The organism is Paenibacillus sp. J5C2022, assembly GCF_025567625.1.
In the GTDB taxonomy this organism is placed as follows: Bacteria; Bacillota; Bacilli; order Paenibacillales; family Paenibacillaceae; genus Pristimantibacillus.
The window spans coordinates 13,230-27,004 of the sequence record NZ_JAOQJC010000029.1; the positions used below are offsets into that span (position 1 = coordinate 13,230).

12 protein-coding genes and 1 riboswitch are annotated in these 13,775 nt (G+C 55.8%); of the genes, 9 read left to right on the forward strand and 3 right to left on the reverse strand.

Annotated elements, in window-relative coordinates:
• Positions 1 to 51 precede the first annotated feature (51 nt).
• Both pxpB and M6D81_RS21155 read left to right on the forward strand, forming a co-directional pair.
• Entirely contained in the window at positions 52 to 837 is a 786-nt protein-coding gene (gene pxpB, locus M6D81_RS21150; protein ID WP_262679020.1) for a 5-oxoprolinase subunit PxpB, read from the forward strand.
• 734 nt (positions 838 to 1,571) lie between these two features.
• Entirely contained in the window at positions 1,572 to 2,591 is a 1,020-nt protein-coding gene (locus M6D81_RS21155) for a 5-oxoprolinase subunit C family protein (protein WP_262679021.1), read from the forward strand.
• On the opposite strand, the gene M6D81_RS21160 is transcribed toward M6D81_RS21155, so the two are convergent.
• Both M6D81_RS21160 and M6D81_RS21165 read right to left on the reverse strand, forming a co-directional pair.
• Positions 2,584 to 3,654: a phosphodiester glycosidase family protein gene (locus M6D81_RS21160; protein WP_262679023.1), complete on the reverse strand. Its 1,071-nt coding sequence runs from the start codon at positions 3,652 to 3,654 to the stop codon at positions 2,584 to 2,586. The two genes, M6D81_RS21155 and M6D81_RS21160, sit on opposite strands and share 8 nt — an antisense overlap.
• On the reverse strand, positions 3,651 to 4,082 hold the full coding sequence (locus M6D81_RS21165) for a hypothetical protein (RefSeq protein WP_262679024.1): 432 nt from the start codon (positions 4,080 to 4,082) through the stop codon (positions 3,651 to 3,653). Before M6D81_RS21165 ends, M6D81_RS21160 begins: the two co-directional genes overlap by 4 nt.
• A gap of 227 nt (positions 4,083 to 4,309) precedes the next feature.
• Here M6D81_RS21165 and msrB point away from each other — a divergent pair, with 227 nt between their 5' ends.
• Entirely contained in the window at positions 4,310 to 5,281 is a 972-nt protein-coding gene (msrB, locus tag M6D81_RS21170; protein WP_262679025.1) for a peptide-methionine (R)-S-oxide reductase MsrB, read from the forward strand.
• A gap of 234 nt (positions 5,282 to 5,515) precedes the next feature.
• Entirely contained in the window at positions 5,516 to 6,127 is a 612-nt protein-coding gene (locus M6D81_RS21175) for a nitroreductase family protein (RefSeq protein WP_262679026.1), read from the forward strand.
• 912 nt (positions 6,128 to 7,039) lie between these two features.
• Here the strand turns inward: M6D81_RS21175 and M6D81_RS21180 are convergent.
• Entirely contained in the window at positions 7,040 to 8,323 is a 1,284-nt protein-coding gene (locus M6D81_RS21180; protein ID WP_262679027.1) for a glycoside hydrolase family 18 protein, read from the reverse strand.
• Positions 8,324 to 8,634: 311 nt separating this feature from the next.
• A riboswitch (purine riboswitch) is annotated at positions 8,635 to 8,733 on the forward strand.
• A 242-nt stretch (positions 8,734 to 8,975) separates the two neighbouring features.
• On the opposite strand from M6D81_RS21180, the gene purE reads away from it, so the two are divergent.
• From purE to purS, 5 genes are all read left to right on the forward strand, one after another.
• Positions 8,976 to 9,461 (forward strand): 5-(carboxyamino)imidazole ribonucleotide mutase, encoded by a 486-nt coding sequence (purE, locus tag M6D81_RS21185; RefSeq protein WP_262679028.1) that lies wholly within the window; start codon positions 8,976 to 8,978, stop codon positions 9,459 to 9,461.
• 71 nt (positions 9,462 to 9,532) lie between these two features.
• A complete protein-coding gene (purK, locus tag M6D81_RS21190) occupies positions 9,533 to 10,717 on the forward strand; it encodes a 5-(carboxyamino)imidazole ribonucleotide synthase (protein ID WP_262679081.1) in 1,185 nt (394 codons plus the stop codon).
• A 6-nt stretch (positions 10,718 to 10,723) separates the two neighbouring features.
• The gene (purB, locus tag M6D81_RS21195) at positions 10,724 to 12,019 is read left to right on the forward strand and encodes an adenylosuccinate lyase (protein WP_262679029.1); all 1,296 of its coding nucleotides are present in this window, start codon (positions 10,724 to 10,726) and stop codon (positions 12,017 to 12,019) included.
• A gap of 19 nt (positions 12,020 to 12,038) precedes the next feature.
• A complete protein-coding gene (locus M6D81_RS21200; RefSeq protein WP_262679030.1) occupies positions 12,039 to 12,938 on the forward strand; it encodes a phosphoribosylaminoimidazolesuccinocarboxamide synthase in 900 nt (299 codons plus the stop codon).
• A 587-nt stretch (positions 12,939 to 13,525) separates the two neighbouring features.
• Positions 13,526 to 13,771 carry a phosphoribosylformylglycinamidine synthase subunit PurS gene (purS, locus tag M6D81_RS21205; protein WP_262679082.1) on the forward strand — a complete coding sequence of 82 codons (246 nt, stop codon included), beginning with the start codon at positions 13,526 to 13,528 and terminating at the stop codon, positions 13,769 to 13,771.
• Positions 13,772 to 13,775: the final 4 nt, after the last annotated feature.

The following is a 13,775-nucleotide window of genomic DNA, read 5'->3' on the forward strand; positions in this document are numbered from 1 at the left end:
AATACTTTGTCGAATGATTAGCTTTACTAGGAGTGCGAGAGGAGATACGGTATGCAGGAAAGGCAGGGGAAAGGGGGGGCTGGAGGACAAGCTCCGCCTCATGAGCTGCTCCCTCTGGGAGAATGCGGTGTTATTATACGGCTGGGGAACGAGCTGAATGAAGCGACTCATCGGAAAGTGATGGCTGTGCTCCATATATTGGAGGAGGGCGGGTTGCCGGGGGTGAAGGGAGTCGTGCCCGCATTCGCATCGGTCACGATCCATTATGATCCTGTGATGGTGTGGCGTAGCAGAAGCGCCAGTGAGGGCTGGCATGCTTCCATCTATGAGACGGTATGCGAAAGGCTGGATAGCTTGTTGGCGGGAACAAGGGACGGACATATGGCGTTCTGCGAGAAAGAGGATGAGCCGACAGTCGTCACGATTCCCGTATGCTATGGTGGAGAGTATGGACCCGATCTGGACGAAGTCGCGAGGTTTAACGGATTGACGCCGGAAGAGGTAATCGCCATTCACAGCGAGCCCGATTATCTCGTGTATATGATCGGCTTCGCTCCAGGCTTTCCTTACTTGGGCGGCATGTCGGAACGGATCGCGTCTCCGCGGCGACAGACACCGCGCACCTCTATCCCGGCAGGCAGCGTAGGGATCGCCGGCAAGCAGACGGGCGTCTACCCGCTCGCCACACCGGGCGGGTGGCAGCTGATTGGACGGACGCCGCTCTCCCTGTTCCGACCGGAAGGGGATATACCGACTCTGCTGAAGGCCGGCGATCTCGTTCGCTTCCTGCCGATTGAGGCGGAGGAGTACGGAAGCTTGCTTGGGCAAGAAGGGTGATCGTTCCGTTCCCGGCAGTAGCTATGAGTGTTGCGTGAAGAAGTAAGTAGCCGGAAAGTATGCTGGATCGAGCGTCTGTGGTGGGCGGTTTATGTGAAAAAACGTACAAAAGTGTAGGGTCGAGCGTCTGGAGCGGGCGGTTTGTATGAAAAAACGTACAAAAGTGTAGGGTCGAGCGTCTGGAGCGGGCGGTTTGTATGAAAAAACGTACAAAAGTGTAGGGTCGAGCGTCTGGAGCGGGCGGTTTGTATGAAAAAACGTATAAAAGTGTTGGATCGAGCGTCTGGAGCGGGCGGTTTGAGTGAAAAATCGTACAAAAGTGTAGGGTCGAGCGTCTGGAGCGGGCGGTTTGTATGAAAAAACGTACAAAAGTGTAGGGTCGAGCGTCTGGAGCGGGTGGTTTGTATTAAAAAACGTACAAAAGTGTAGGGTTGAGCGTCTGTGGTGGGCGGTTTGTATGAAAAAACGTACAAAAGTGTAGGGTCGAGCGTCTGGAGCGGGCGGTTTGTATGAAAAAACGTACAAAAGTGTAGGGTCGAGCGTCTGTGGTGGGCGGTTTATGTGAAAAAACGTACAAAAGAGTAGGGGCGAGCGTCTGGAGCAGGCGGTTTGTATGAAAAAACGTACAAAAGTGTAGGGTCGAGCGTCTGGAGCAGGCGGTTTGAGTGAAAAATCGTACAAAGTAGCTGTAATGTGCAGATGACGATATCTTAAGCATGATTGGGGGAGGGAATATGGCGTTAACCGTCATGCGGCCGGGTCTTTTGACCACGGTACAGGACCTGGGAAGGCCAGCGTATCAGCAGCACGGCGTGGTGTCCGGCGGCGTTATGGACGAAGGAGCCGCCCGGGTGGCGAATCTGCTGGTCGGCAACGATGAAGAGATGGCGGTGCTGGAGTTGACCATGGCCGGGGCGGAGCTGCGGACCGACGAAGATATCGTCATCGCGATCTGCGGCGGTGATATGGTAGTGGTGGCGGATGGGGAGTCGGTTCCATTATGGCGACCGGTGCTGTGGCGTGAAGGCAGCGTACTAAGCTTCCTCACCCGCCGATCCGGATGCAGAGCATATCTGGCTGTGTCCGGCGGAATCGACGTTCCGCTAGTAATGGGAAGCCGCAGCACTTACTTGCGAGCGGGCATTGGCGGACTGGACGGACGTGCGCTGCGCAAGGGGGACAAGTTGTCCATGTTGCTGTCAGCGCCAGGGTCCAAGCAAGCGCAAGTCATGCACATGCTTCGCGGGCAAGGAGGGACGTCGCCGTGGCATGCGGGGCATTTTGCTACTATGCATACCCCCATGCATGTCATCCGGATTATGCCGGGAACGCATCTGGATAGATTATCGGAAGAGGGCAAGCGTGCGCTGCTGCAGATGGCATTCCAGGTAGGTGTACGGTCGGACCGAATGGGCTATCGGTTGGAAGGGGCTGCACTTCGGCTAAACACGAAGGATGAGCTCCTGTCGGAAGCGGTGGCGGCAGGCACGATTCAAGTGCCTGGAGACGAACAACCTATTGTGCTGCTGGCGGACCGCCAGACGACGGGCGGCTATCCGCGAGTGGCTCAGGTTGCCGCCGTCGATCTGCCGATATTTGCCGGATTAAAGCCGGGAGACGAAGTGCGGTTCCAGCTCATCACGCATCAGGAAGCGGAGCGGCTGCTGCTACAGCGGGAGCGGGATATCGATGTTTTGAAGGCGGGCATTGCCTTGAAAATGAAAAAAGCAAGGGCAGTGAGCGCCCCTACTTGAAAAACAGAAAATGCGTCGGCAGCTTGCGAAGCTTGCCGTCAGACGGCTTGTTCACCAGCTTGCCGTTGAAAACGAGCGAGGAGGAGCCGCCCCCATCGAGGTTGTAGGCGTCGACAACGCCGTACCGCTTTAGCATCGTCTGCAACTCGGACAGCGTCGCTCCGGAGCTTCCTCCTTCATTGTAGCCGTCCGCTACGAGGATGAGCAGTTGATCATCCTTGTAATTGGCGATGACGGTGCGGGGAGCGCGCTTCGGGCTCGTCTGCCATTTGGCGGGTATGTCCTGCGCCGCTCCGTTCTTAATGAGAATCGGCACGAAGGAAGCGCCGAACTTCGGATTTTTCGCATCCAACTGCTCCTTCTTCGCGAATTTTCCTCCAATAAGCTTGTTCTTATCATTCATCCCTACAAAAAACAAATCCGCATACGAGGCTTCAAAGCCCGTTATGTACTTGCCATCCGCAATCGTAGTGCTGAGCGGATACCGCTTCCCCTTGGCATCGGCATAACCGCCGGCATTCACGCCGACAGCAGCTCCGTAATGCTTGACAGCTTGCAGCGTCGTCATCGCTTCGCCGGGCTTGTCCCCGCCCATTACCATGTTCATCGCATCGGGAGACTTCAGTTGCAGCTTGACCGCATAGCCGCGGAAATGCTCATGATTCACATAAAATAATTGCGCGCGAAGCTTGTCCGAGCTAATCGTCGAAGACGGCTTGCCGAGTCTGCTTGTAATCTGCCGATCGTAGATGGCGAGCGGCCGGCCCGCTTGGGAAGAGGCGACCTTTGCGATCTCCTCCATCTCCGCATTTGTTTTTTTGTACAGGTCAATCTGCTTCGTCAGCGACTTGCTCGTCTCTCCCGCCGTCTGACGGGCTTGCTCCAATCCCGTGAGAGCCTCGTCCGTTGCCGCAAGCTGCTGTGGTTGAACGGCGACTTCACGCTTCGTCTCTACGTCCAGTTGAATAGCGAAATCACTGATGAGGAGCCACAGCATCAGTCCGATGAAAGGGGCGATTACGAGCAAGGCCATTCTGTGCAAGTTCTGTGTCGTTATCGTCATTTCAGCACATCCAGATTTTTCTTCAGCTCATTCAGCTGCTTCTTCACTTCATTCAATTGGGTGTACAGCTTGTTGCTGTTATCCGTCTTCGTGTCGGCATTATCCTTGGCGAAGGTGAGCAGTTCGTTCAGTGCGTCGACTTTGCCCTTCAGTGCGTTCATTTCCTCCGTATGCTGCTGCTCCAGCTCCTTGAGCGCTGCATCATAGGAGGACTGCAGCTGCTGGATTTGCGCGGTCGTCTGCCGCTCTATATCGGCGGTTATGTTCGTCTGCATCCGATCGATGTACCACTTCGCTCCGAATGCGCCGCCCCCGATCAGAATCATCCATACGCCGAGAAAAACCGCGACAGCCAGCTTGCCCTTCCGCTTCTGCGCCGTGGTTGCCTGACGGCTTCCGGCATGGATTTCCAAGTTGGATTGTTGCATCTTTCTTTCACCTCATTTGTGTCCAATTGCGCTTGTGCCCTTACTTAACGGTTAGGGAGTGTCAAAAGGTTGCGAATTTCATCTAATTGTAACAAAGGTGCGGGAAGCTGTCGTCATTCAGGACGAAGCCAAATGCTGGATCATTTTGAGCTGGGCGGGGGCATCCTGTATAATGATAATCAGTTGAGATTGGCAATCAGGTAAGCGATCGAAGGAGGACAATGGAGATGGAACAATTGGAGAAAGACGGCCGTCGGGCCGAGGCGATATTCGCTGGGGGTTGCTTCTGGTGCATGGTGACGCCGTTCCAGGAGCTGCCGGGCATTATATCTGTCGTATCGGGGTATACGGGCGGGCATACGGAGAACCCGACTTACGAGGAAGTGTGCTCAGACGCGACCGGGCATACAGAAGCTGTACATATTACTTATGATCCGGATGTGTTCCCATACAAGAAGCTGCTGAGCACATTCTGGCAGCAGATCGATCCTACTGATGCAGGAGGACAGTTCCATGATCGCGGAAGTTCCTACCGGTCGGGAATCTACTACTATACGGAGGAGCAGCGGGAGGAAGCGGAAGCCTCCAAGCGCGAGTTGGAGCAGAGCGGCCGCTTCTCGGGACCGATGGTGACGGAGATCGAGCCGGCAGGACCGTTCTACGCCGCAGAGGACTACCATCAGGATTACCATAAGAAGAACCCATTCCGCTATAAAATGTATCGCAAAGGATCGGGACGAGATGCGTTCATCAGCAAGCATTGGAAAACGAAGATCGACCGCGACGAGTTGAAGCGCCGGCTTACGCCCATTCAATATGAGGTGACGCAAAACAGCGGTACGGAGCGGCCGTTCACGGGTGAGTTCTGGGATCATACGGAAGAAGGCATCTATGTGGACATCGTCTCGGGCGAGCCGTTGTTCAGCTCGAAGGACAAGTTCGATGCGGGCTGCGGCTGGCCCAGCTTCACGAAGCCGCTGCAGCAGAGTACGGTGACGGAGCATACGGATACGAGCCACATGATGGTGAGGGTCGAGGTGCGGAGCAAGGAAGGTGATTCTCACCTGGGCCATGTGTTTGATGACGGACCGCAGCCGACGGGACTGCGTTATTGCATCAACTCCGCCGCCCTCCGCTTCATTCCGAAGGAGAAGCTGGAGGAGGAAGGGTACGGAGAATACAAGGGACTGTTCGATTAGACGCTTCGGTTAAATATTGATTGCGTTTTACGTCTGATACACTTCGAATTGTTCGTTGTGGCGGTTAGGTGAGCGGAGGGGAAGCCGGCTGCACATCGTTATCTGCTAAGTGGATGATTGACGACGAATGGATCGATGTGTCGGCTCTGTTGAATTAGCGGATGTTGGATGGATATTGGACAAATACAACTTATGACGGGGTAGTCACTGACTAGCTTTAGACGGGAGAGGGGAATGGACTTGATGCAGAAGGAAGAGACAACTGGAGAAGGAATGAATGTGCTGGAGGCCATCCGGACGAGGAGAACGATCGGCAGGGTGAAGCAGGACCCGGTAGATCGCGGTGTGATCGAATCGCTGCTGGAGGCGGCGAACTGGGCTCCGAGTCACTTCAATACGCAGCCATGGCGATTCATCGTAATGACGGGCAAGGGCAGGGAACGGCTTGGCGAAGCATACGCGCAGGTCTCGCCTGCCGATCGCGAGGGAATCAGCGAGCCGGACATGCAAGAGTTGCGGGAGAAGGAGATGGTTAAGGCGATGCGTGCACCTGTCGTCATCGCGGCCGTCTGCTCTCCGTCCGACGATCCGCGTGCGCTCATGGCGGAAGAACTGGCGGCAGCCCAAGCCGCTGTGCAAAATATGCTTCTCGCCGCACATGCTCACGGGCTGGGAGCGATATGGCGCTCCGGCGCCCCGATGTACCATCCGCGAATGCACGAGGCGCTAGCGCTTCGGGAGCGCGAAGAACTGGTCGGGCTGGTCTATATCGGCTATCCCGACATGACACCGCCGGAGCCGAAGCGCGGTCCGGTCGCAGAGAAGACCGAATGGCTGGAAGGCTGACGGCAGTAAGAATATATATGTAGAGGAACGAGCGCATGCTTATCAATCCTGTTGATGCATGCGCTCGTTCCTTGTTCAATTGGAGCCTAAAGCAGCCTTCTATCGCTCAAAATGCTCACATAGCCCGGCCAGCAGTGCCTCATCCCGCCAAAAGTAGAGGTCTATCGCTCAAAATGCTCACATAGGAGGCGGAAATGAGCTGAAAAGTTGCGCTATCGCTCAAAATGCTCACGTAGCCCCGCCAGTTGCGCCTCATCCCGCCAAAAGTAGAGGTCTATCGCTCAAAATGCTCACATAGGAGGCGGAAAAGAGCTGAAAAGTTGCGCTATCGCTCAAAATGCTCACATAGGAGGCGGAAAAGAGCTGAAAAGTTGCGCTATCGCTCAAAATGCTCACGTAGCCCCGCCAGCAGTGCCTCATCCCGCCAAAAGTAGCCTTAAAGTAATCTTCTATCGCTCAAAATGCTCACATAGGAGGCGGAAAAGAGCTGAAAAGTTGCGCTATCGCTCAAAATGCTCACATAGCCCCGCCAGCAGTGCCTCATCCCGCCAAAAGTAGAGGTCTATCGCTCAAAATGCTCACATAGGAGGCGGAAAAGAGCTGAAAAGTTGCGCTATCGCTCAAAATGCTCACGTAGCCCCGCCAGCAGTGCCTCATCCCGCCAAAAGTAGAGGTCTATCGCTCAAAATGCTCACATAGGAGGCGGAAAAGATCTGAAAAGTTGCGCTATCGCTCAAAATGCTCACGTAGACCCGCCAGCAGTGCCTCATCCCGCCAAAAGTAGCTTTAAAGTAATCTTCTATCGCTCAAAATGCTCACATAGGAGGCGGAAAAGATCTGAAAAGTTGCGCTATCGCTCAAAATGCTCACATAGCCCTGCCAGTTGCGCCTCATCCCGCTCTAAGCAGCCCCCTACACCAGCTTCTTGATCGTAAAGTTCTCGCCAAGCACGAACCAGTTCTGCGGGAAAGACACGCCCAGCACCCAGTAGCTGACGCCGCGCAGCTTGTAGCTTTTTACGATGTCGAACTTCGCCTGCACGCTTCTGGCGTCCTCGAACCAGACGACATGCTCCTTGCCTTCCTCGTCGTAATAGTTGTAGTAAGGGGACTGGGCTGGCTCGTCGTAGCGGATGTCCGCCCCATACTTGGCTGCCCTTGCGACCGCCTCATGCGGACTGACGGTCGGCGCCCAGCGGCCCCCCTGCACATAAGGAAGCGTCCAGTCGTAGCCGTACAGCGGCATCCCCATCAGAATTTTCTCCGGCGGGATGACGGTTACTGCGTAGTTCAGCACCTTCACGACCTCATTCAGCGGAGCCACTGCGCGCGGCGGGCCGCCCGACCAGCCCCACTCGTAAGTCATCAGCACGACGAAATCCGCTATGCGCCCATGCGCCTCGTAATCTTTCCCCTGATATAACGTACCTGGCTGATCGGCGGATACCTTCGGCGCGAGTGCGGTGGAGACGAGATAACCGCTGGGATGAAGAGCGTCCACCAGTCTTTGCAGGAAGTCGTTATAGTTCTGTTTGTCTCCGGGAAGCACGTATTCGAAGTCGACATTCAACGCCTTGTATCCTCTCGTGTTCATAACCTGCAGGATATTCCCGATCAGATTGGTCTGTACAGCCGGATTGGAAAGCACGGCATGCGCGATGTCGGAGTTAAAGGTGCCGCCTTCATAGTTGGTGATGACCATCATCGGTGCAACCCGCTTATCATAAGCTTCGGCAATAACGGCGGCATCGTTCAACGGCGTCATGGAGCCGTCGATCCGGACGCGGTAGCTGAACAAGCTGATGTAGGTCAGGTAGTCGCCGACCTCATCGACCAGCTTCACGCCCGCCTCATCCATCTTCTCCGTGTAGGCATTGACCTCGATGATTGGCTTCTCCGCCCGAGGTATGGTCAGCACTTGGCCCGTTGAGATTTGAGCGGGATTGCGAATGCCATTGGCCTTCGCCAGCTCCTGCATGGATACGCCGTAGCGCTGGCTGATTATCCAGAGCGATTCTCCCACGAGCACCTTGTGCGTCACCGTGTCGGAATCGGTAGGAATGATGATGGCCTGACCGATTACAATCGGGCTTTGATCAGTCAATCCGTTCGCGTCGAAGATGTGCTCGAGAGGCACGCCGTAGCGTTGCGACAGCGCCCAGAGCGAATCTCCCTTCTTCACTGTATGTATCTGCACGTGTAACCCTCCTTATCGATTGGACGGCCTGAGGACAGGCTGTCTCCTCTCGCCGGCTGCAAGCTCCTTATAATCCAATGTATTCAGCGCGGTCTGTCCATAGTCTAATAATTGCAGGCGCAACCAGGGTATCCTAAAGGAAGATGATGGAGGATAATGATGGAACTGGGAGTCGATGCGGCCAAGAAGAGGGGGTTTCAAGGAAGAATCCGCTAAAAACGAACTTTAACAATTGAAAGCTTGTAAATGTTCGTATTTTGTTGACAGCCCATGTCAGATTCGATAAACTAAAGGAGGTTGAAGCGGACGTTTCCGCTTGTCCATAGCAGTCTCGTATATGTTCGGGATAGGCCCGAATGTTTCTACCCGGAAACCGCATTTTCTGGACTACGAGCTTGATGAATGAGCAATGGCTTAAGCCGCCGTGATCGGCGTCTATGGCGCACTCGGCTGCATCGCTTCCTTTCCATTTCTATGGCGGGGTGCGAGCTTCTTGCTGTTGTTTGCATTCATGAGTTGTGATCATCCGGTTGTAGTTGTTGTGCCGGGTGTTTCGCGTTGGAGTCCTGCGGCATATTCGGATGAGGATTGCTGAAGGGCTCTTTTTATTCGTTAATGATCACATACTAATAGAGAAAGTGGGTTTGAGGCAATGTCTGCGATGGTGGGCGTCATTATGGGCAGCAAGTCGGATTGGGACACTATGAAGTTAGCCTGCGACGTTCTGGAGGAACTGGATATTCCCTATGAGAAGAAGGTTGTTTCCGCGCATCGGACACCGGACTTGATGTTCGAATATGCGGAGACGGCGGCGGAGCGCGGCTTGAAGGTGATTATTGCCGGAGCCGGCGGCGCTGCACATCTGCCCGGCATGGTCGCTGCGAAGACGGCACTGCCGGTCATTGGCGTGCCCGTCAAGTCCTCGAATCTGAACGGGCTGGACTCGCTGCTGTCGATTGTGCAGATGCCGGGCGGAATCCCCGTGGCGACGGTTGCGATCGGCAATGCCGGAGGCACGAATGCGGGCTTGCTGGCGGCACAGATGATCGGCGCTTTCGATCCCGAGGTGAGGGATCGTGTGGAAGCGCGTCGGGAACGCGTGAAGCAGCAAGTGCTGGAAAGCAGTGAGACATTATGATGAAGGAAACGATGTGGAGCGGTAATGCGGGACAAGTGCCTGCAGCCGACGGCATTGCCGCAGGTGTAAAGATGTCGCAAGAAGCTGCGCCGGTGCTTCTTCCTGGCAGCACGATCGGGCTGCTGGGCGGCGGTCAACTGGGGCGCATGCTGGCGCAAGCGGGAAGCGCGATGGGCTATCGCTTCATCGCGCTGGACCCGACGCCGGATGCCCCGGCGGGCCAAGTGGCGCGGCAGATCGAAGCCGCATACGACGATCGCGATGCTGCAAGGCAATTGGCAGAGCGTGCCGACGTCATCACGTACGAATTCGAGAACGTGGATGCCGAAGTCGCTGCCATGCTAATGGCGGAATCGTATGTGCCGCAAGGCAGCGAGCTGCTGTATACGACGCAGCATCGGCTTCGCGAGAAGCGCGCAATTGAAGCGACGGGCGTGCAGGTGGCGCCGTACCGCGAGATTGGCAGTGCGGACGAGCTGCGTGAGGCGGTGGCGGTATTCGGTACGCCTTGTGTGCTGAAGACGGCGACGGGCGGCTATGACGGCAAGGGCCAATGGGTCATTCGCTCGGAGTCGGAGATCAATGAGGCGTATGAGACGCTCTCCCGGGCGGGCACTGAGCTTGTCCTGGAGCAGTTCATTGCCTTCCGGCAGGAAATATCGGTTATTGCGGCGAGAAGCTCGCAGGGGGAAATAAAAGCATTCCCCCCTGCGGAAAATATTCACGTCGATAATATATTGCATCTGTCCGTCGTGCCTGCTCGCATCGAAGATGAGCTGCAGCGCAAGGCGGAGGGGCTGGCGATACGGATCGCGGAGGGGCTGGGAGTCGTCGGCCTCATTGCAGTAGAGCTGTTCGTGACGGAGAGCGGTGAGCTGTACGTCAACGAATTGGCGCCGCGTCCGCACAACAGCGGTCATTATACGATGGAAGCGTGCCGCACATCGCAGTTCGAGCAGCATGTCCGCGCGATATGTGGACTGCCGCTGGGAGATACGTCGCTCATGACGCCGGTGGTGATGGTCAATGTGCTGGGCCAGCATGTGGAGCCGCTGCTGAAGCGGATCGCTTGCAAGGATACCGGAGCGGAGGCGCTTGGCGTCGAGCCGAAGCTGCATTTGTACGGGAAGAAGGATGCCGTCGTGAAGCGGAAGATGGGCCACGTGAACGTGCTGGCTGCTTCTGTTGATCATGCGATGAAGTGGATTGAGGATACGGGGATTTGGGAACAAGAAATTCAAGCTTGGAAGGTGTGAAGGGATATGTTGGATCGTTACAGCAGACCGGAAATGAGAGCGATTTGGACGGAGGAAAACAAATTTAAAGCTTGGCTGGAAGTGGAACTGTGCGCGTGCGAGGCGTGGGCCGAGCTGGGGGTTATTCCGAAGGAGGACACAGTCGCTCTGCGCAAGTCTGCCAGCTTCGATATTGAGCGCATCTACGAGATCGAGCAGGAGACGCGCCATGATGTCATTGCGTTCACGCGCGCCGTATCGGAGACGCTTGGACCGGAGCGAAAATGGGTGCACTACGGCCTTACTTCGACCGATGTGGTCGATACGGCGATGGGATATCTGCTTCGCCAGGCGAACGAGATCCTGCTGAAGGACATCGAACGGTTCATCGGTATTCTGCGCGAGAAGGCGATTGCGTATAAGGATACGCCGATGATGGGACGGACGCATGGCGTGCATGCCGAGCCGACGACGTTCGGCTTGAAGATGGCGCTCTGGTACGAAGAGATGAAGCGCAATCTGGAACGGTTCCAGCATGCATCGAAGGGCGTAGAGTTCGGCAAAATGTCCGGAGCCGTCGGCACCTATGCGAATATCGACCCATTCGTGGAAGAATTCGTCTGCAACAAGCTGGGCATTACGGCTGCACCGATCTCGACGCAGACGCTGCAACGCGACCGTCATGCAGAATATATGGCGACACTGGCATTGATCGCGACGTCGATGGACAAGTTCGCAACGGAGATTCGCGCTCTGCAGAAGAGCGAGTTCCGCGAGGTGGAGGAGCCGTTCGCGAAGGGCCAGAAGGGCTCGTCGGCGATGCCGCACAAGCGCAATCCGATCGGCTGCGAGAATATGTCCGGTCTGTCCCGCGTCATCCGCGGCCACATGCTGACGGCTTACGAGAATGTACCGCTGTGGCATGAGCGCGACATTAGCCATTCGTCGGCGGAACGCGTCATCCTGCCGGATTCGACAATGCTGCTTAACTATATGTTGAACCGTCTGGGCAACATTATTCAGAATTTGACCGTATTCCCTGACAATATGAAGCGCAACATGAGCGCCACTTACGGCGTACCGTTCTCTGGACGCGTTATGACGAAGCTGATCGACAAGGGCTTCAGCCGCGAGCAGGCGTACGACACGGTACAGCCGCGCGCGATGCAAGCGTGGGAGGAGCAGCGCCAGTTCCGCTCTATTATAGAAGAAACAACGGCAATTACAGAGGTGCTCTCTGTGGAAGAGATTGAGGATTGCTTCAATCCGGCTTGGCATCTGAAGAATGTGGATACGATTTTCAAACGTTTGGGCTTGAATTGATTAAGGGGGAAGAGTGCTCATGACAGTGCAACCGCAGGCGATATCCACTGCTGTTGATTATGTGAAGGCGCCGCTGGTGTATAAGGGAAAGGTTCGCGAGCTGTACGATCTTGGTGAGCATTACCTGATTGTTGTCACGGACCGCATCTCGGCGTTCGATTATGTATTGGAGCCTGCCGTGCCGGACAAGGGCAATGTGCTGAATTCCTTGTCGGCATTCTGGTTCAGTCAGACGGAGGAGATGCTCCCCAATCATGTCGTGCATACCGACGTGGAGAAGCTGGGCGATCTGGTGACGGAGCCGGAGCTGCTGAAAAATCGAGTGATGGTGACGCGCAAGGCGGAGCGCATCGACATCGAGTGCGTCGTGCGCGGCTACATTACCGGCGGCGGCTGGCGGCAATATGTGCAGTCGAGCGCCATCAACGGCATTGCGCTGCCAGAGGGAATGCGCAAGAACGAACAGTTCCCGGAACCGATCTTCACTCCGGCCGCGAAGAACGATATCGGCCACGACGAGGACATCCCGTACGAGCGGATGGAAGAGCTGGTCGGCGCGGAGCTGGCGGCGGAGCTGCGTGACCGCAGCCTGGAGCTGTACCGATACGCGCACGGCTACTGCAAGGAGCGCGGCATCATTCTTGCGGATTGCAAGTTCGAGTTCGGGCTGATCGATGGCAAGGTGATTCTGATCGACGAGATCTTCACACCGGATTCCTCGCGATTCTGGTCGGAAGGCAATTATGAGCTGGATGTGGAGATCGACAGCATGGACAAGGAGCCTGTGCGCACTTACTTGCTGGGCACCGACTGGGACCGCAACAGCATGCCGGACCCGCTGCCGGAGGCGGTCGTCACAGCGACATCTGCGCGCTACCGCGAGATTTATCGCCGCTTGAGCGGTTCCGAGCTGAAGTAGCGATAGTGTGCTCAATCTGCTAGGCTGCTCGCTGGCGGCAAGCGGCTGGGCAGAGTTGGCTGGTTGCTGCAGGAGCAGGCATGAAACCTAGTCTAGATCTTGGAAAGTGGCTACACTGGAGCGCCGAAAAGGTGCGGACGAGCCAGCTTAGTGTATGCCGCATACACTGGAGCGCCGAAAAGGTGCGGACGAGCCAGCTTAGTGTATGCCGCATACACTGAAGCGCCAAAAAGGTGCGGACGAGCCAGCTTAGTGTATGCCGCATACACTGGAGCGCCCAAAAGGTTCGAACGAGCCAGCTTAGTGTATGCCGCATACACTGGAGCGCCGAAAAGGTGCGGACGAGCGAACTTAGTGTATGCCGCATACACTGGATCGCCGAAAAGGTGCGGACGAGCCAGCTTAGTGTATGCCGCATACACTGAAGCGCCAAAAAGGTGCGGACGAGCGAACTTAATGTATGCCGCATACACTGGAGCGCCCAAAAGGTTCGAACGAGCCAGCTTAGTGTATGCCGCATACACTGGAGAGCAAGTCGTTCAAAGTAACTCAATACTTTCAAATAATACAACCATATTCAGGAGGCTATTATGAAGGCAACCGTCTACGTCACGATTAAGGAAAACGTATTGGACCCGCAAGGAACTGCAGTGCAAGGCGCGCTTCACTCGATGGGCTTCAACGAAGTATCCAAGGTGCGCATCGGCAAATACCTGGAGGTTGAGCTGGATACGAACGACCGCGCGGAAGCGGAAGCGAAGCTGAAGGAAATGTGCGAGAAGCTGCTGGCGAACACCGTCGTAGAAGACTATCGATTCGAACTGGAGGGTTAAGGCG